Consider the following 15,974-nt stretch of genomic DNA (forward strand, 5'->3'; position numbering starts at 1 on the left):
TTTGGAACCGTCGATTGTGCGACGCCTTGCGCGTCAGCGCGCGTCGAAGGCTTCTCCGGGCGTGAGCGGTGCGTGGCGGTAGGTGGCGGGCGTGCGGCCCAGTTTCACCGGCGCGCCGATGCCGCGGTAGCCGCCGGGCATCTCGACCACCATTTCGCGGTGCGCGGTGTGCGGATGCGCGAGCGCTGCGTCCACCGGCAGCACCGGCGCGGCGGGCACGCCGGCGGCCATCAAGGTGTCGACCAGCGCATGGCCGTCGAAGGCCTGCATCGCGGCTTCGAGCGTTGGCTTGAGGGCGGCGCGGTTCACGGAGCGCGCGCCGGCGGTGGCGTAGCGCGGGTCGGTGACGAGTTCGGGCAGGCCGATGCAGCGGCAGAAGTTGGCGAACTGGCCGTCGTTGCCCACCGCCACGAACACCGGCTCGGTGCCGGTGGCCAGCGCGTCGTAGGGGTAGATGTTGGGGTGCGCGTTGCCGGTGCGCCGCGGCGCCTTGCCGTCGACGAACCAGTTGGCCGCATGCGGGTGCAGCAGCGACAGGCCGCTGTCGTAGAGCGCCGCCTCGACGAACTGGCCGTGGCCGCTGCGCGTGCGTTCCTGCAGCGCCAGCAGCACGCCGATCACCGCGTTGAGGCCGGTCACCATGTCGACCACCGGCAGGCCCACGCGCAGCGGGCCGCCGTCGGCCTCGCCGTTGATGCTCATGATGCCGGTCATGGCCTGCACTGCAGCGTCGTAGCCGGGCAGCGCGCCCAGCGGGCCGTCGGCGCCGAAGCCCGAGACGCGGCACCACACCAGGCGCGGGAAGCGCTGCGACAGCGTCTCGTAGCCGATGCCCCAGCGCTCCATGGTGCCGGTCTTGAAGTTCTCGATCAGCACGTCGGCCTCGGCCACCAGCGCGAGCAGCGCCTCGCGGCCCTCGGCGCTGCCCAGGTCGAGGTGCAGGGTGCGCTTGTTGCGATTGAGCCCGTGGTAGTACGAGGCCACGCCGTCCTTGAAGGGCGGGCCCCAGGTGCGCGTGTCGTCGCCCTGCGGCGGCTCGACCTTGAGCACGTCGGCGCCGTGGTCGCCGAGGATCTGGCCGCAGTAGGGCCCGCCGAGGATGCGCGAGATGTCGAGCACGCGCACGCCCGCGAGGGCGCCGGTGGAGGCTGGGGAGGTCATCGGGGTCCTTGGACGAGGGAGGTGGGGGCTCAGGCGCTCGTGGTGCGCTCGGCCAGCTTGAAGGTGCCGGTGGCCAGCGCCATCAGCGTGCCCTGCGCGTCGTGCACTTCGCCGCGCACGAAGCACAGCGAGCGGCCGCGCCGTTCGCAGACCGCCGAGGCCACGACCTCGCCGCTGGCGGTCGCGACGAAATGCAGCGTCATGTCGACCGTCAGCACGCCGAAGCGCACCGGATCGTGGGCGCGCGCCGCGCTGGCCAGCGTGCAGTCGAGCAGCACGGCCAGCGCACCGCCGTGCACGTCGCCGCGGCTGTTGGTGTGCAGCGCGTGGAAGGGCATGCGCACCCGGGCCCGGTCGTCGCCGATGGCTTCGCCGCGCAGGCCGAAGACCTGGACCATCGGCATCGGCAGGCCGAAGAGGCGGTCCGCCGGCTCGTCGTCGAAGGGCGTGCTCATCGGCCCTCCACCACGCCGGCCGTGTAGAGCGCCTCGACCTGCGCCGGGTCCAGCGCCGCCCATTGGTTCAGCACCTCGCGCGTGTGCTGGCCCAGCTGCGGCGGCGCGCGGTAGTCCACCGGGCTGTCGCTCATGTTGAGCGTGCTGCGCAGGATCGGGATGCGCTGGCCGCTGGCATGGTCGACCTCCACCGTCATCTTGCGCAGCCGCACCTGCGGGTCGTCGAAGACCTGGTCCATGGTGTTGATGCGCGTGGTCGGCACCTGCGCCGCCTCGAGCAGCGGCAGCCAGTGCTCGGTGGGGTGGGCGGCGAGCAGCGGTTCGATCTCCGCATGCAGTGCGACCCGCGAGATCACCCGCTGGCCGTTGGTCGCGAACAGCGGATGCGTGGCCAGCTCGGGCCGGCCCAGCGCGTTGCAAAGGTGGACGAACTGCCGGTCGTTGCCCGCGGCCACCACCAGCCAGCCGTTGGCCGTCTTGAACACGCCCGAGGGCGCGGCGATCGGGTTGTTGTTGCCCTGGCGCGTGGGCACCGCGCCGTTGAGCAAAAAGCCCTGCGCCAGGTGCACGTTGAAGCCGATGCTGGCGTCGAGCATGGCCGCGTCGATGAACTGGCCGCGGCCGGTGATGCCGCGCTGGATCAGCGCGCCCAGCACCGCCACGCTGGCCTGGTAGCCGGTGACCAGGTCGGTGGCCGGGATCGCGGTGCGCATCGGCGCCGCGCCGGGCGTGCCGTCGGGCATGCCGCAGGTGCTCATCATGCCGGTCATGGCCTGCATCACGAAGTCGTAGGCGGGGCGGGTGGCATAGGGGCCGTCCTGGCCGAAGCCGGTGACGGAGCAGTAGACCAGCCGCGGGTTGATGGCCTTCAGGCTGTCCCAGTCGAGGCCGTAGCGGCGCAGGGTGCCGGCCTTGAAGTTCTCGACCAGCACGTCGCAGTCGCGCACCAGCGTGCGCACCAGCTCGGCGCCCGCGGGCTTGGCGAAGTCGATCGCGATCGAGCGCTTGTTGCGGTTGCAGGCCAGGAAGAAGTTCGAATCGCGGCCCTGGCCGGGCTGCTGCGGTTCCAGCGCCACGCCGAGTTCGCGCGCGTCGTCGCCGCGGCCCGGGCTCTCGACCTTGACGACGTCGGCGCCCATGTCGCCCAGTAGCTGCGCGCACCAGGGGCCGGCGAGCACGCGGCTCAGGTCGAGCACGCGCAGGCCGTCGAGCGCGCGGCCGGGTGGGGGTGTGACGGTGGTGCTCATTCGATCAGGCCCTTGGCGCGCAGCCGTGCCACGCGTTGCTTCTCGCGTGCCGAGGTCGCGAGCGCGTAGTGGCGGTAGTCCTCCGGGCCCAGGTAGTTGATCGGCTGGTTGAGCTGGTCGAGCACGCGCTGGCCGGCCACCGATTCGAGTGCCTTCTTGAAGGCGTCGTGCACGACCTTGACGCGTGCCGGCTCCATGCCGGCCGGGCCGGCGATGCCGTAGGGCGAGTCGATCACGGCGTCGATGCCCAGCTCCTTGAGCGTGGGCACTTGCGGGTAGCGCTTCACGCGCTGGGGCGTGAGCATCACGAGGTAACGCATCTTGCCTGCGTCGATGTGCGGCACGGCCACGCCCGACAGGGGCGCGGCGTCGATGTGGCCGCCGAGGATGGCGTTGGTCACTTCGGCATCTCCTTTGAACGGAATCATGTTGAACTGCAGCCTGGCGGCTTCGCCCACCTCGTCCATCACGATGCGCGGCGTGCCGACCGCGCCGGTCGCGCCGATGTTGATCTTGCCGGGTCGCCTGGCCGCATCGGCCGCCAGGTCCTTCCAGCTCTTCCAGGGTGCATCGGCCTTGACCGCCAGGCCGAAGGCATAGTCGGACAGCAGGATCACATAGGAGAAGCTGCTGGCCGGATCGAAGGGTACCTTGTTGATGAAGGGCTCACGGTAGACCGAGGCCGGCAGCACGCCCAGCGTGTAACCGTCGGGCGCGGCGCGCGTGAGCATCGCAGCGGCGTTGGTGCCGCTGGCGCCCGGCCGGTTGTCCAGCACGATGGCCTGGCCCAGAGCCTTGCCGGCTTCCTCGGCCACGGCCCGCAGGTGCTGGTCGGTCGGGCCGCCCGCGCCATAGGGCACGACCAGCGTGATCGGGCGCTGCGGATAGGCCTGGCCCCAGGCCGTGGCGGCGGCGAGGCACAGCGTGGCGAGGGTCAGGGCGTGGCGATGGCGGGCGATGAATTGCATGGTTCGTCTCTTGTTTTTTGGGGAGGGCGCGCGTCAGTCCAGCTGCGCGCCGGACTTCTTCACGATGTCCTTCCACTTGTCGCGCTCCGACACGATGAAGCGGCCGAGCTGCGCGGGCGAGGTGTCGCGCGCGGCCTCCAGGCCCTGCGAGGCGAAGAGCTGCTTGACCTTGGGCGTGTCGAGCACCTCGACGAAGGCGTGGTTGAGCTTGGCGATGCGGTCGGGCGGCGTGCCGGCCGGTGCGACGATGCCGAAGAACACGCTCACGTCGTAGCCGGGCACGCCCTGTTCCGCGACGGTGGGCAGTTCGGGCAGGGCCTGCGAGCGCGCGGCCGTGGTGATGCCCAGCGCGCGCAGCTTGTCGGTCTTGACGTAGGGCAGGGCGGTGAGCACGTCGGTGAAGCTCATGCTCACCTGGCCGCCCAGCAGGTCGTTCAGCGCCGGGCCGGTGCCCTTGTACGGGATGTGCTGCAGGTCGATGCCGGCGGTGGCGTTGAACAGCACGCCGGCCAGGTGCGAGGAGGCGCCGTTGCCCGACGACGCATAGCTGAGCTTGCCGGGGTTGGCCTTGGCGTAGGCGATCAGTTCCTTGACGTTCTTCACCGGCAAGGAAGGATTGACCACCAGGATGTTCGGCAGGTAGCCGACCTGGATCACGGGCGCGAAGCTCTTGACCGGGTCGTAGCCCGGCTTGCGGTAGAGGCTCACGTTGATCGCCAGCGGGCCCGAGGTGCCGAACAGCAGGGTCTGGCCGTCGGGCGTGGCGCGCGCCACGTAGTCGGCGCCGATGTTGCCGCCCGCGCCGGCGCGGTTCTCCACGATCATCGGCTGGCCCAGCCGGTCCTTCATTTCGGCGGCCAGCGTGCGCGCCATCGCGTCGGTCGGGCCGCCCGGCGGGAAGGGGATCACCAGCGTGATCGGCTTGTCGGGGAAGCTGTCAGCTTGGGCCGCGGGCAGCAGGGGAAGCGTCGCGATGCTGGCGAGCACGAGGGTGGCGAGAAGGCGCATGGGGGTTGTCTCCGTTGTCTGTTCTGAATGATGGAAAGGCTCAGGCCGCGATGGTCTCGGCCGTGTGCACGGGGTTCCAGTCGGCGGGCACCGCCGATGCCACCAGCGGATCGCGCGGCAGCAAGCGGTGCAGCAGCACCGACTGCGCCCAGGCCACGCGCTGCGCCGAGCCGCCGCGTGCGCCCTCCCAGGCCATCGCGATCGCGCTGACCACGTGGTAGAGGGCCGAGGCGGCCTGGCGCGCGAGACGATCGCCGCCGTCCTCGGCCGCAATCAGCGTGAGCCGGCCGGCGCGCTCGAGCGCATCGCGCAGCGCTGCGGCGAAGGCGGGCGCCAGCGGCGCGTCGTCGACCAGCCCCGCGAAGTGCGCCTGCAGCACCGGCAGCGAGCCCTCGCGCTTCACCGCGCGGATCACGTCGAGCGCGACGATGTTGCTTGTGCCTTCCCAGATCGAGCCCAGGTGCGCATCGCGCAGCAGCCGCGGGTCGCTCCATTCCTCGATGTAGCCGCAGCCGCCGCGCACTTCCATCGCATCGCCCGTGACCTTGCGCGCATCGCGGCAGGCGCGGAACTTGATGAGCGGCGTGAGGATGCGCAGCAGCGGATAGGCGCCGGTGTCGCCGCCGTCGGAGCGGGCCAGCGCCTGCGCGGTCTGGAACACCATGCTGCGAGCCTGCTCGGCGGGCAGGCGCAGCTTCTCGAGCTGGCGCTGCATCAGCGGCATGTCTTCCAGCCGCTGGCCGAAGGCACGGCGCTCGTGCGCGACGTACTCGGCCTCGGCCACCGCACGGCGCATCAGGCCGGCCGCGCGCACGCCGTTCGACAGCCGCGAGTTGTTCACCATGTCGGCCATCTGCACGAAGCCGCGGCCCTGCTCGCCCACCAGGTAGGCCAGCGCGCCTTCCAGCCGGATCTCGCCGCTGGCCATCGAGCGCGTGCCCAGCTTGTCCTTGAGCCGCAGGATGCGGTAGCGATTGGCGCTGCCGTCGTCGAGCCGGCGCGGCAGCAGGAACAACGACACGCCCTTGAGGCCGGGCGCGCCGCCGTCGACACGGGCCAGCACCATCGCGAAATCGGCGTCGGGGTTGGAGCAGAACCACTTGTCGCCCGTCAGTCGCCACTGGCCTTCGCCGTCCTGGTGCGCACGGGTTTCGGTGGCGGCGATGTCGGAGCCCGCGGCCTGCTCGGTCATGAACATCGCGCCTTGCGCCAGCGTGTCGAAGTCCAGCGACTGGAAGCGCGGCATGAAGCGCTCGACCAGTTCCGGGCTGCCGAACTTCTTCAGCGTGCGCGCCAGCGAATCGGTCATCGAGACCGGGCAGCACAGGCCGAATTCGGCCTGCACGAAGAGGTAGGTCAGCACGTACTTGACCAGCGGCGGCATGCGGCCCCGCCAGCCCAGCGTCTCGTCGCGGTGCGACATGGCAGCCAGGCCGAACTCGCTGAGCGCGAGCCGTTCCATCTCGACGTAGGCCGGGTGCTTGTGCACCTGCGGGTCGTCGATGCCGGTGCGGGTGCGCAGCGTGAGCGTGGGCGGGTTCCGGTCGGCGGTGTGCGCCAGTTCGTCGAGCCGGCCGCCGGCCAGCGCGCCCAGGCGCTCGAAGTGCGGGCGCATGTGGGCCAGCAGGTCGGGCGGCAGGTAGAGCGCGAGCAGGCGGTGCAGCTCGGTGTCGTGGTCGAACAGGCTCCGGCCATGGCGGTCGGGCACGGGATGGGCGGCAATCTCGCCGACGGATGCGGCAGCTTGGCTCGGCATGGGCTTGTCTCCTGGTTCGCCCGCATTCTTCGGTGCCCGATGATTCTTGTCTAATATCGATTTGGTCTTGATCTATCCGATCTGACTATCGTCGAAAGGACGCCCCATGGAGCTGCGCCACCTGCGCTATTTCGTCGTGCTGGCCGAGGAACTGCACTTCGGCCGCGCGGCGCGCCGGCTCGCGATCTCGCAGCCGCCGCTGAGCGTGGCGATCCGCCAGCTCGAGGAATCGGTCGGCGCCCAGCTGTTCGAGCGCAACAGCAAGGCGGTGCGCCTCACCGCCGCCGGCCAGACGCTGCAGGCCTCGGCGCGCACCCTGCTGCGCGACGCCGAAGAGGCGCTGACCGAGGCGCGTCATGTGGCGCAGGGCTCGGCCGGTCGGCTGCGCATCGGTTTCGTCGGCGCCATGCTCTACCGCGGCCTGCCGCAGGCGCTGACGCGCTTCCAGGCCGCGCACCCGGCGGTGCGCGTGAGCCTGATCGAGCTCAACTCAGGCGAGCAGGTGACCGAGCTGCTGCAGGACCGCATGGACGTGGGCTTCGTCCACACCGGCCGCGTGCCGGCCGAACTGCAGGCCCGGCTGCTGGTGTCCGAGCCCTTCGTCGCCTGCCTGCCGGCCGCGCACCGGCTGGCGCGCAAGCGCGCGGTGGCGCTGGCCGACCTGCGCGGAGAGCCCTTCGTGCTGTTCTCGCGCAGCGCCTCGCCCGACTACCACGCGCGCATCCTCGCGATCTGCGCCGACGCCGGCTTCCGGCCCGAGGTGCGGCAGGAGGTGCGGCACTGGCTGGCCGTGGTGTCGATGGTCTCGCAGGGCCTGGGCGTGGCGCTGGTGCCCGACGCGATGCGCCATTCGGCGCTCAAGGGGGCGGTGTTCCGTCCGCTCGAGGAGGCCACGCCGCCCTCGGAGGCCTATGGCGTCTGGCCCGCGGCCTCGCCCAACGTGCTGGTGCCGCGGCTGCTCGATGCGGTGCTGCGCAGCCTGGGGCCGCGCGCCGCGGCGGGATGATTGCAATCGGCCGCGCCGCCCCTAGATGCCAAGACACCGAGGACCCACATGACCGACACCCTGCACATCGTCTGCCCGCATTGCCATACCACCAACCGCGTGCGCACCGACCAACTTGCCAGTGCCCCCGACTGCGGCAGCTGCCACCAGCACCTGTTCGCGGGCCGCTCGGTGGCCCTGAACGAATCGGCTTTCGACCGCCATATCGTGCGCAACGAGATCCCGGTGTTGGTCGATTTCTGGGCGCCCTGGTGCGGCCCCTGCCGCCAGATGGCGCCGGGCTTCGAAGCGGCCGCGGCGAAGCTCGAGCCGCGTGTGCGCCTGGCCAAGGTCGACACCGAGGCCGTGCCGGCGCTGGGCGCGCGCTTCAACATCCGCAGCATCCCGACGCTGGCGCTGTTCAAGGGCGGCCGCGAGATCGCACGGCAGGCCGGCGCCATGGGGAGCGCCGACATCGTGCGCTGGGCCGAGGCGCAGCTGCGTTAGGACGCCCCTACCAGCGCGTCAGCCGCCCGTTGTGCATGGTCCCGATCCGGTCGGCCATGACCTGCGCCTCGTGTTCGTTGTGCGTGACCAGCACCGCGGTCTGCCCGGCCCGGCGCAGGATGTCGCGCACCTCGGCCGTGAGCCGTTCGCGCGTGGCGCCGTCGAGGTTGGAGAAGGGTTCGTCGAGCAGCAGCAGCGCGGGCGCGGGGGCAAGTGCGCGGGCCAGTGCGATGCGTTGCTGCTGGCCGCCCGACAGCTCGTGCGGAAAGCGCGCGCCGGCGTCTGCCAGGCCGACCAGCGTCAGCATCTCCTGCACGCGCGCCGCGCGTTCGGCCGCGGCCGCGCGGCGCAGGCCGAAGCCCACGTTCTGTGCCGCGGTGAGGTGCGGGAACAGCGCGTACTCCTGGAACATCATGCCGACGCGGCGCTTCTCGGGAGGCAGGTGAAGCGTGGCCGTCGACAGCAGCGTCTGGCCCAGCGCGATGCGACCCGCGCGCACCGGCTCGAAGCCCGCGATGGCGCGCAGCACCGTGGTCTTGCCGCAGCCCGAAGGCCCGAGCAGGCAGCCGATCTGGCCGGCCTCGAGAGCGAGCGAGAAGCCTTCGACCACCGTGTGCAGGCCGCGCGGCCCCAGGTAGCCGAGCTGCAGGTCGTGGATGTTCAGGGCGGCGGTCATGGGTGGAGATTCTCTGACGGGGCGGCTTCCGGCGCGCCGCGGAACTGCGTGCGTGCCAGCAGCACCACCGGCAGCAGGCCGGCCAGCACGATGGCCAGCGCCGCGATGGCGCCTTCCTCGTAGGTGCCACGGGCCGCTTCGGCATAGAGCCAGGTCGCGAGGGTGTCGAAGTTGGCGGGCCGCAGCAGCAGCGTGGCGGGCAGCTCCTTCATCGCATCCACGAAAACCAGCAGCGCGCTGGCCGCGATGGCCGGCTGCAGCAGCGGCAGGTGCACGCGGCGCAGCGTGCCCGTGGCGTTCTCGCCGAGCAGGCGCGCGGCCTGTTCGAGCGCGGACGGGATGCGCGCCAGGCCCGACTCGATGCCGCCCACGGGCATGGCCAGGAAGCGGATCACGCAGGCGACCACCAGCACCACGCCCAGCCCCATCAGCGGCAGCCCGGGCAGGCGCAACCAGTCGGCCAGTTGCGCATCGAAGGCCAGCGCGGGCGTGAGCAGGCCGATGGCCAGTACCGTGCCCGGCAGCGCATAGCCCAGTGTCGCCACGCGGGCCTGCCAGCGCGCGCGGTTGGGCATCGAGCCGTGGCTGCGCGCGGTCCAGGCGACCACCAGGCCGGCCACCACCGCGATCACGGTCACGCCCATCGCCAGCGCCAGCGTGTTGCCCAGGCTGTGCACCAGCCCTTGGGACACGCCCTGGCCCAGCCGCAGGCGCTTGAAGCTTTCCCATACCAGGTAGGCCGCGGGCGCGGCGAAGCCGATCAGCACCGGCAGCGCCGCGGCCACAGTCGCGGTCCAGGCCGCGGCACCGCGCAGCGCGCGCGGCTGCATCGCGCGCATGCGCTGCGCCGAACCGAAGCGCTGGTGGCGCCGGCCGTGGCGCTCGAGCAGCACCAGCAGCACCACCACGAGCAGCATCGCGCAGGCGATCTGCGCCGCGCCCGCGAGGTCGGAGCGCGTGATCCAGGTCGTGTAGACGGACACGGTCAGGGTGTTGATGCCCAGGAATTCAGAGGCGCCGATGTCGTTGAGCGTCTCCAGCAGCGCCAGGCTCAGGCCCACGGCCAGTGCCGGCCGCGCGAGCGGCAGCGCCACGCGCCAGAAGGCGCCGAAGCGGCCTTCGCCCAGCGTGCGCGCGGCTTCCATCAGGTGGGCCGGCTGCGTCATGAACATCGCGCGCGCCGTCATGTAGACATAGGGGTAGAGCACGAAGCCCAGCACGAAGATCGCGCCGCCCATCGAGCGCAGGTCGGGCAGGCGGAACTGGCGCGGGCTGTCATAGCCCAGCAGCCAGCGGATCGCACCCTGCACCGGGCCGATGGGGTGCAGCAGGTCGAGGTAGGCGAAGGCCACGATGTAGGTCGGCATCGCCAGCGGCAGCAGCAGCGCCCAGTGCAGCACGCGCCGCCCGGGGAAATCGCAACTGCTCACCAGCCAGGCGCAGCCCGTGCCGATCACCAGCACCACCGTGCCCACCCCCGCCAGCAGCATCGCGGTGTTGAGCGCGGCCTGCGGCAGCACGTAGCGCAGCAGGTGCGCCCAATGCGAAAGATCGGCGCCCAGCGCCAGCCAGGCCAGCGTCGCCACCGGCGCCAGCACGCCCAGCGCCACCAGCAGCGTGGCAACCCGCCACAGCGGCCCGGCCGCACGAAGACCTTCAGGACGACGGCCGAAACTCAAACCCAACACACACCGCCCATGGCTGACTTATTGACTTATCGACTTATTGACTTGTTCCAGGAACACCGTGGAACCGTTTTTGCCGGGCCACCGGTGTTGCCCCCGGAGGGGGAAGGGCGAAGCGACACGAAGTGCGCGACGCCCTCGGGGCGCCCTCACTGATCGAAGCCGACCTTGTCGACCAGCGCGCTGGCCTGCTTGCGGTACTTCGCGATCTCGGTCAGCGGCAGCGGGTCGACCTTCAGCTCGCCGATGGCCTGGCCGATGATCGGGTCGAGCGCCACGCCCTTGCGCACCGGGTACTCGTAGTTGGCCTGCGCGTACAGCGACTGGGCCGACTCCGACACCAGGAACTCGAGCAGCTTGACCGCGTTGGCGCGCTGCGGCGCGTTCTTCGCGACAGCGGCACCGCTGATGTTGACGTGCGTGCCGCCGCTCTTGGCGTTGGCGAAGGTCGGGCGGATCACCTGGATCGCATCGCCCCACTTGCGCGCGTCGCTGCCTTCCTTGGAGGCCTTCATCTGGCCCACGTAGTAGGAGTTGGCCAGGCCGACGTCGCAGATGCCGCCCAGGATGTCGCGTGCCACGTCGCGGTCGCCGCCGGTGGCCTTGCGGGCCAGGTTGGCCTTCACGCCGCGCAGCCACTGCTCGGTCTTGGCTTCGCCGTCGTGCGCGATCAGCGAGGCGATCAGCGCGGTGTTGTAGGGGTGCTGGCCGGCGCGGATGCAGACCTTGCCCTTCCACTTGGGATCGGCCAGGTCTTCATAGCGGAAGCTGTTGATCTTCAGTGCCTTGTCGGCATAGAGCACGCGGGCGCGCATCGACAGACCGAACCACTGGCCGTCGGCGCCGCGCAGGTTGGCCGGGATCGCGGATTCGAGCGCCGCCGATTTCACCGGCTGCGTCACGCCGCCTTCGACCAGGTCCAGCAGGTTGCCCGCATCCACCGTCATCAGCAGGTCGGCCGGCGAGCGTGCGCCCTCGGCCTTGACGCGCTCGAGCAGGCCGTCCTTCACGAACACGGTGTTGACCTGGATCTTGGTGGTGGCGGTGAAGGCCGACAGCAGCGGCTGGATCAGGCCGGGCTCGCGCGTGGTGTAGAGCGTGAGCGACTCGGCCGCATGGGCCGGCAGCGCTGCAGCAGCCAGGCAGGCGATGGAAACGAGGGAGCTCAGGGCACGCAAGGGGCTGCGGCCGGTCGCGCGCAGGCGGTCGGTCATGAAGGGGTTCTCCTGGATGGATGTCGAAGCGGCAACCGGATGGTTGCCCCGATCTCATCGGGCGTTGCCGATGCGAATCATTATCAAGTTCGCTGTGCGACGGGCGGGGCATTGGACCTACAAGGCCGCGGCTTATTCGGCCCGGGGCGGTTGTGTGCAGAAGGGTTTTCCCTTGGTATTTGTTCTGCGATGCAGTCTTGATTCGCCGGTACTTGCCGATTTGACGGTCTTTGAGACTGCCGAGCGGAATAAGATTCCGCAAAAGCGCAATACCTGACGTGCGCAGCCCGACGGAGACACCCATGCCTGCCCTTGCGAATCCCAGTGCCGCGCCGACGCGCCTGCACCAGCTGATCGACCCGTGGGTCGCCGCCCGACCCGAGGCGCTGGCCGTGGCCGATGCACACGTGGCGCTCGACTATGCACAGCTGCACGCGGTCACCGTGGCCGCGGCGGCGCAGCTTCAGGCGCTGGGCGTGCGCGCCGGCGACCGGGTGCTGATCGTGGGCGAGAACTGCGCGGCCGTCGGCGCCTTCGTGCTCGCGCTGAGCCGGCTCGATGCCTGGGCCAGCGTGGTCAACGCCCGGCTGTCGGCGCGCGAGGTCGACGATTTCGTGATCCATTCGGGTGCGCGCCGCGTGCTCTACACCACCCACGTCTCGCCCGATGCAGAGAAACATGCGCAGCGCCATGGCGCGCAGCGCGTCGAGTGGCCGGGCCTGGGCCCGCTGCCGGTCGGCCCGCTGGCCGAGGCGGTCGAGCCCGAACCCTGCCACGCGGCGGCGGCCGAGCAGGTCGCGGCGCTGATCTACACCTCCGGCACTTCGGGCGCGCCCAAGGGCGTGATGCTCACCCATGCCAACCTGATGTTCGCCGCCATGGCCTCGGTCCACATCCGCCGCTTCGGGCCCGGCGACCTGATCTACAGCGCGCTGCCCATGGCCCACGTGGTGGGCCTGTCGACCCAGTTCCTGGGCTGCATGGCCAGCGGCTCGGCCGTGCTGCTCGAGCCCCGCTTCTCGCCCGCGGCGATGGCAAAGGCCTTGGCCGACAAGGGCGTGACCGCCTTCACCGGCGTGCCGGCGATGTTCGTCAAGCTGCTCGAATGGTCGCGCGACCAGGGCGTGCCGCTGGCGGCGCCCAGGCTGCGCTTCCTCTGCGTGGCCGGTTCGCCGCTCACACCCGCGCTCAAGACCGACGTGGAGCAGGTCTTCGGCCTGCAGCTCAACAACGGCTACGGCCTGACCGAGACCGCGCCCACCGTGGCCCAGACCCGCATCGACGTGTGGCGCGACGACTGCGCGGTCGGCGTGCCGCTGCCCGAGGTCGAGACGCGCATCGTCGACGCCATGGGCACCGAGGTGCCCGACGCACAGATCGGCGAGCTCTGGGTGCGCGGCCCCAACCTCATGAAGGGCTACTACCGCAACGCGGCGCAGACGCGTGCGGCGATCAACGCCGAGGGCTGGTTCAACACCGGCGACATGGCGCGGCGCACCGACGACGGCGCGCTGCTGATCGTGGGGCGCAGCAAGGAACTGATCATCCGCTCGGGCTTCAATGTCTACCCGGTCGAGGTCGAGCAGGTGCTCAACAGCCACCCCGACGTGGTGCAGTCGGCCGTGGTCGGCCGCACGGTCGAGCACAACGAGGAGGTGATCGCCTTCATCGAGACCGTGTCGGGCACGGCCTTCGACGAGCCGGCGCTGCGCCTCTACCTGCGCGAGCGGCTCTCGCCCTACAAGCTGCCCACCGAGATCCATTGCCTGGCGCAGCTGCCGACCACGCCCTCCGGAAAGATCCTCAAGACCGCGCTCGAGGCCATCGCCCGCCAGACCGTCGCCTGAGCGCCGCGCTCCCGTTTTTTCGCAACTTCACCAGGAGCCTCGCATGGCCCTTCCCGACCTCCTCAAGGACCAGCTGTCCCTGCCGCTCATCGGCTCGCCGCTGTTCATCATCTCGAACCCCGACCTGGTGCTGGCGCAATGCCTGGCCGGCGTGGTCGGCTCCTTCCCCGCGCTCAACGCGCGGCCCAAGGAGCTGCTCGACGAATGGCTCACGCAGATCACCGGCACGCTGGCCGCGGCCCGCGCGGCCGAGCCTCAGCGTCGCATCGCGCCTTTCGCGGTCAACCAGATCATCCATGCGTCGAACGACCGGCTCGACGACGACATGGCGCTGTGCGTGAAGCACCGCGTGCCGATCGTGATCACCAGCCTCTCGGCCCCGACCGACTACGTGGCGCCGATCCATGCCTACGGCGGCCTGGTGTTCCACGACGTGACCAACGTGCGGCACGCGAAGAAGGCGCTAGAGGCCGGCGTCGACGGCCTGATCCTGGTGTGCGCCGGCGCGGGCGGCCATGCCGGCACCATGAGCCCCTTCGCGCTGGTCAGCGAAGTGCGCCAGTTCTTCGACGGCCCGATCGCGCTCTCGGGCTCGATCACCTCCGGCGCGCACGTGGCGGCGGCGCGCGCGATGGGCGCCGACCTGGCTTACGTCGGCACGCGCTTCATCGCCACGCCCGAAGCCAATGCGCAGGAGGGCTACAAGAAGATGATCGTCGACAGCGCCGCGGCCGAGGTCACCTACACACCGCTGTTCACCGGCGTGCACGGCAACTACCTGGCCCGCAGCATCGCGGCCGCGGGGCTGGACCCGGCGAACCTGCCGACCGCCGACAAGACCTCGATGAACTTCGGCTCGACCCGCATCAAGCCCTGGAAGGACGTCTGGGGCGCGGGGCAGGGCGTGGGCAACATCCGCGAGGTGCTGCCGACGGCGGAACTGATCGCGCGCATGGTGCAGGAGTACCAGGGCGCCCTTACCGAGATGGCGGCTTGAGATGAAGATCGGCATTCCCGCGGAGACGCTGGCCGGAGAAACACGCGTGGCGGTGACGCCGGAGACCGCGAAGAAGTTGGTGGCGCAGGGCCACGTGGTGATCGTTCAATCGGGCGCAGGCGTATCGGCCAGCGTGACCGATGCGGCGTATGAAGCGGCGGGGGCGCGCATCGTCGATGCGGCCGAAGCTTTCGGGGCGGAGATCGTGCTCAAGGTGCGTGCGCCTTCGGACGCCGAGGCCGCGCTGCTCAAGCCCGGTGCCGTGGTGGTCGGCATGCTCAACCCCTTCGACGCCGCGGGCCTGCAGCGCCTGGCCGCGGCTGGTGCCGTGGGCTTCGCACTGGAAGCTGCACCGCGCACCACCCGTGCGCAAAGCATGGACGTGCTCTCCTCGCAGGCCAACATCGCCGGCTACAAGGCCGTGATGATCGCGGCCGACCAGTACCAGCGCTTCTTCCCGATGCTCATGACGGCGGCCGGCACGGTCAAGGCGGCGCGCGTGGTGATCCTGGGTGTGGGCGTGGCGGGCCTGCAGGCGATTGCCACGGCCAAGCGCCTGGGCGCGGTCATCGAAGCGTCCGACGTGCGCCCCAGCGTGAAGGAACAGATCGAATCGCTGGGCGGCAAGTTCATCGAAGTCTCCTACGACACGCCCGAAGAGAAGGAAGCGGCCGTCGGCGTGGGCGGTTATGCCAAGCCCATGCCCGCGAGCTGGCTGGCACGCCAGCAGGTCGAGGTGGCCAAGCGGGTGGCGCTGGCGGACATCGTGATCAGCACGGCGCTGATCCCCGGTCGTGCCGCGCCGACGCTGATCACCGAAGAGATGGTCAAGAGCATGAAGCCGGGTTCGGTGATCGTGGACATCGCGGCGGGCAAGGGCGCTGATGTGAACGGTGGACTCACAGGCGGCAACTGCCCGCTGTCCGAGGCCGACAAGACCGTGGTCAAGCACGGCGTGACCATCGTGGGCGAGACGAACCTGCCCGCGCGCGTGGCCGCCGATGCGTCGGCGCTGTATGCGCGCAACGTGCTGGACTTCCTCAAGCTGGTGCTGCCCAAGGAAGGGGGTCTGAAAATCGACCTCGAGGACGACATCGTGGCGGCCTGCCTGGTCACGCGCGACGGCCAAGTGACGCGCAAGTAAAAGAACAAGGAGCCGAGCCATGGAATCCGTCAACCCGACCGTCATCAACCTGATCATCTTCGTGCTGGCCATCTACGTGGGCTACCACGTGGTGTGGACCGTCACGCCCGCGCTGCACACGCCGCTGATGGCGGTGACCAACGCGATCTCCGCGATCGTGATCGTGGGCGCGATGCTCGCGGCCGCGCTCACCACCACGCCGCTGGGCAAGACCATGGGCGTGCTGGCCGTGGCGCTGGCCGCGGTCAACGTCTTCGGTGGCTTCCTGGTGACCCGGCGCATGCTGGAGATGTTCCGCAAGAAGGAAAAGAAGACGGCCGCACC

General features: G+C 70.4%; 16 protein-coding genes. 7 read left to right on the plus strand and 9 right to left on the minus strand.

What is annotated here, in order from left to right; all coding sequences use genetic code 11:
• Positions 1 to 33: 33 nt before the first annotated feature.
• Genes K0H49_RS29495 through K0H49_RS29520 form a run of 6 tightly spaced genes read right to left on the minus strand, consistent with a single transcriptional unit; the run spans position 34 to position 6,595 of the window.
• Positions 34 to 1,161, minus strand: coding sequence for a CaiB/BaiF CoA transferase family protein (locus tag K0H49_RS29495; protein ID WP_219220307.1), 1,128 nt, complete (start codon positions 1,159 to 1,161; stop codon positions 34 to 36).
• A 29-nt stretch (positions 1,162 to 1,190) separates the two neighbouring features.
• Positions 1,191 to 1,616, minus strand: coding sequence for a PaaI family thioesterase (locus tag K0H49_RS29500; protein WP_219220309.1), 426 nt, complete (start codon positions 1,614 to 1,616; stop codon positions 1,191 to 1,193).
• Entirely contained in the window at positions 1,613 to 2,863 is a 1,251-nt protein-coding gene (locus K0H49_RS29505) for a CaiB/BaiF CoA transferase family protein (RefSeq protein ID WP_219220311.1), read from the minus strand. The genes K0H49_RS29500 and K0H49_RS29505 overlap by 4 nt, the downstream gene beginning before the upstream one ends.
• A complete protein-coding gene (locus tag K0H49_RS29510) occupies positions 2,860 to 3,831 on the minus strand; it encodes a tripartite tricarboxylate transporter substrate binding protein (protein WP_219220313.1) in 972 nt (323 codons plus the stop codon). Before K0H49_RS29510 ends, K0H49_RS29505 begins: the two co-directional genes overlap by 4 nt.
• Positions 3,832 to 3,864: 33 nt before the next feature.
• Positions 3,865 to 4,839 carry a Bug family tripartite tricarboxylate transporter substrate binding protein gene (locus K0H49_RS29515; protein ID WP_219220315.1) on the minus strand — a complete coding sequence of 325 codons (975 nt, stop codon included), beginning with the start codon at positions 4,837 to 4,839 and terminating at the stop codon, positions 3,865 to 3,867.
• Between the two features lie 40 nt (positions 4,840 to 4,879).
• Complete coding sequence (locus K0H49_RS29520; protein WP_219220317.1) at positions 4,880 to 6,595, minus strand: acyl-CoA dehydrogenase family protein; 1,716 nt, start codon at positions 6,593 to 6,595, stop codon at positions 4,880 to 4,882.
• A 106-nt stretch (positions 6,596 to 6,701) separates the two neighbouring features.
• Here K0H49_RS29520 and K0H49_RS29525 point away from each other — a divergent pair, with 106 nt between their 5' ends.
• Together K0H49_RS29525 and trxC are read left to right on the plus strand one after the other, a co-directional pair.
• Positions 6,702 to 7,601: a LysR family transcriptional regulator gene (locus tag K0H49_RS29525; RefSeq protein WP_219220319.1), complete on the plus strand. Its 900-nt coding sequence runs from the start codon at positions 6,702 to 6,704 to the stop codon at positions 7,599 to 7,601.
• A gap of 48 nt (positions 7,602 to 7,649) precedes the next feature.
• Positions 7,650 to 8,087 carry a thioredoxin TrxC gene (trxC, locus tag K0H49_RS29530; RefSeq protein ID WP_219220321.1) on the plus strand — a complete coding sequence of 146 codons (438 nt, stop codon included), beginning with the start codon at positions 7,650 to 7,652 and terminating at the stop codon, positions 8,085 to 8,087.
• A gap of 7 nt (positions 8,088 to 8,094) precedes the next feature.
• On the opposite strand, the gene K0H49_RS29535 is transcribed toward trxC, so the two are convergent.
• The 3 genes from K0H49_RS29535 to K0H49_RS29545 form a co-directional block, all read right to left on the minus strand.
• Positions 8,095 to 8,763: an ABC transporter ATP-binding protein gene (locus K0H49_RS29535; RefSeq protein ID WP_219220323.1), complete on the minus strand. Its 669-nt coding sequence runs from the start codon at positions 8,761 to 8,763 to the stop codon at positions 8,095 to 8,097.
• On the minus strand, positions 8,760 to 10,442 hold the full coding sequence (locus K0H49_RS29540; RefSeq protein WP_219220325.1) for an ABC transporter permease: 1,683 nt from the start codon (positions 10,440 to 10,442) through the stop codon (positions 8,760 to 8,762). Before K0H49_RS29540 ends, K0H49_RS29535 begins: the two co-directional genes overlap by 4 nt.
• A gap of 155 nt (positions 10,443 to 10,597) precedes the next feature.
• Entirely contained in the window at positions 10,598 to 11,662 is a 1,065-nt protein-coding gene (locus tag K0H49_RS29545; RefSeq protein ID WP_219220327.1) for a Fe(3+) ABC transporter substrate-binding protein, read from the minus strand.
• On the opposite strand from K0H49_RS29545, the gene K0H49_RS29550 reads away from it, so the two are divergent.
• From K0H49_RS29550 to K0H49_RS29570, 5 genes are all read left to right on the plus strand, one after another.
• Positions 11,661 to 11,939: a hypothetical protein gene (locus K0H49_RS29550; RefSeq protein ID WP_219220329.1), complete on the plus strand. Its 279-nt coding sequence runs from the start codon at positions 11,661 to 11,663 to the stop codon at positions 11,937 to 11,939. The genes K0H49_RS29545 and K0H49_RS29550 overlap by 2 nt on opposite strands.
• Positions 11,940 to 11,964: 25 nt before the next feature.
• On the plus strand, positions 11,965 to 13,509 hold the full coding sequence (locus K0H49_RS29555) for a class I adenylate-forming enzyme family protein (RefSeq protein ID WP_219220331.1): 1,545 nt from the start codon (positions 11,965 to 11,967) through the stop codon (positions 13,507 to 13,509).
• Between the two features lie 43 nt (positions 13,510 to 13,552).
• On the plus strand, positions 13,553 to 14,506 hold the full coding sequence (locus tag K0H49_RS29560; protein WP_219220333.1) for an NAD(P)H-dependent flavin oxidoreductase: 954 nt from the start codon (positions 13,553 to 13,555) through the stop codon (positions 14,504 to 14,506).
• 1 nt (position 14,507) lies between these two features.
• Complete coding sequence (locus K0H49_RS29565; RefSeq protein ID WP_219220334.1) at positions 14,508 to 15,650, plus strand: Re/Si-specific NAD(P)(+) transhydrogenase subunit alpha; 1,143 nt, start codon at positions 14,508 to 14,510, stop codon at positions 15,648 to 15,650.
• Positions 15,651 to 15,669: 19 nt separating this feature from the next.
• A partial coding sequence (locus K0H49_RS29570) for an NAD(P) transhydrogenase subunit alpha (protein WP_219220336.1) occupies positions 15,670 to 15,974 on the plus strand: 305 nt, incomplete at its 3' end.

Origin of the sequence: Variovorax boronicumulans (assembly GCF_019352895.1) — a bacterium.
In the GTDB taxonomy this organism is placed as follows: Bacteria; Pseudomonadota; Gammaproteobacteria; order Burkholderiales; family Burkholderiaceae_C; genus Variovorax; species Variovorax boronicumulans_A.

Coding starts and splice junctions, on each gene's coding strand:
- K0H49_RS29495 (WP_219220307.1), bottom strand. CDS start 1,161: ATGACCTCCCCAGCCTCCACCGGCGCCCTCGCGGGCGTGCGCGTGCTC.
- K0H49_RS29505 (WP_219220311.1), bottom strand. CDS start 2,863: ATGAGCACCACCGTCACACCCCCACCCGGCCGCGCGCTCGACGGCCTG.
- K0H49_RS29545 (WP_219220327.1), bottom strand. CDS start 11,662: ATGACCGACCGCCTGCGCGCGACCGGCCGCAGCCCCTTGCGTGCCCTG.
- K0H49_RS29560 (WP_219220333.1), top strand. CDS start 13,553: ATGGCCCTTCCCGACCTCCTCAAGGACCAGCTGTCCCTGCCGCTCATC.
- K0H49_RS29520 (WP_219220317.1), bottom strand. CDS start 6,595: ATGCCGAGCCAAGCTGCCGCATCCGTCGGCGAGATTGCCGCCCATCCC.
- K0H49_RS29515 (WP_219220315.1), bottom strand. CDS start 4,839: ATGCGCCTTCTCGCCACCCTCGTGCTCGCCAGCATCGCGACGCTTCCC.
- K0H49_RS29555 (WP_219220331.1), top strand. CDS start 11,965: ATGCCTGCCCTTGCGAATCCCAGTGCCGCGCCGACGCGCCTGCACCAG.
- K0H49_RS29535 (WP_219220323.1), bottom strand. CDS start 8,763: ATGACCGCCGCCCTGAACATCCACGACCTGCAGCTCGGCTACCTGGGG.
- K0H49_RS29565 (WP_219220334.1), top strand. CDS start 14,508: ATGAAGATCGGCATTCCCGCGGAGACGCTGGCCGGAGAAACACGCGTG.
- K0H49_RS29550 (WP_219220329.1), top strand. CDS start 11,661: ATGAAGGGGTTCTCCTGGATGGATGTCGAAGCGGCAACCGGATGGTTG.
- K0H49_RS29500 (WP_219220309.1), bottom strand. CDS start 1,616: ATGAGCACGCCCTTCGACGACGAGCCGGCGGACCGCCTCTTCGGCCTG.
- trxC (WP_219220321.1), top strand. CDS start 7,650: ATGACCGACACCCTGCACATCGTCTGCCCGCATTGCCATACCACCAAC.
- K0H49_RS29525 (WP_219220319.1), top strand. CDS start 6,702: ATGGAGCTGCGCCACCTGCGCTATTTCGTCGTGCTGGCCGAGGAACTG.
- K0H49_RS29510 (WP_219220313.1), bottom strand. CDS start 3,831: ATGCAATTCATCGCCCGCCATCGCCACGCCCTGACCCTCGCCACGCTG.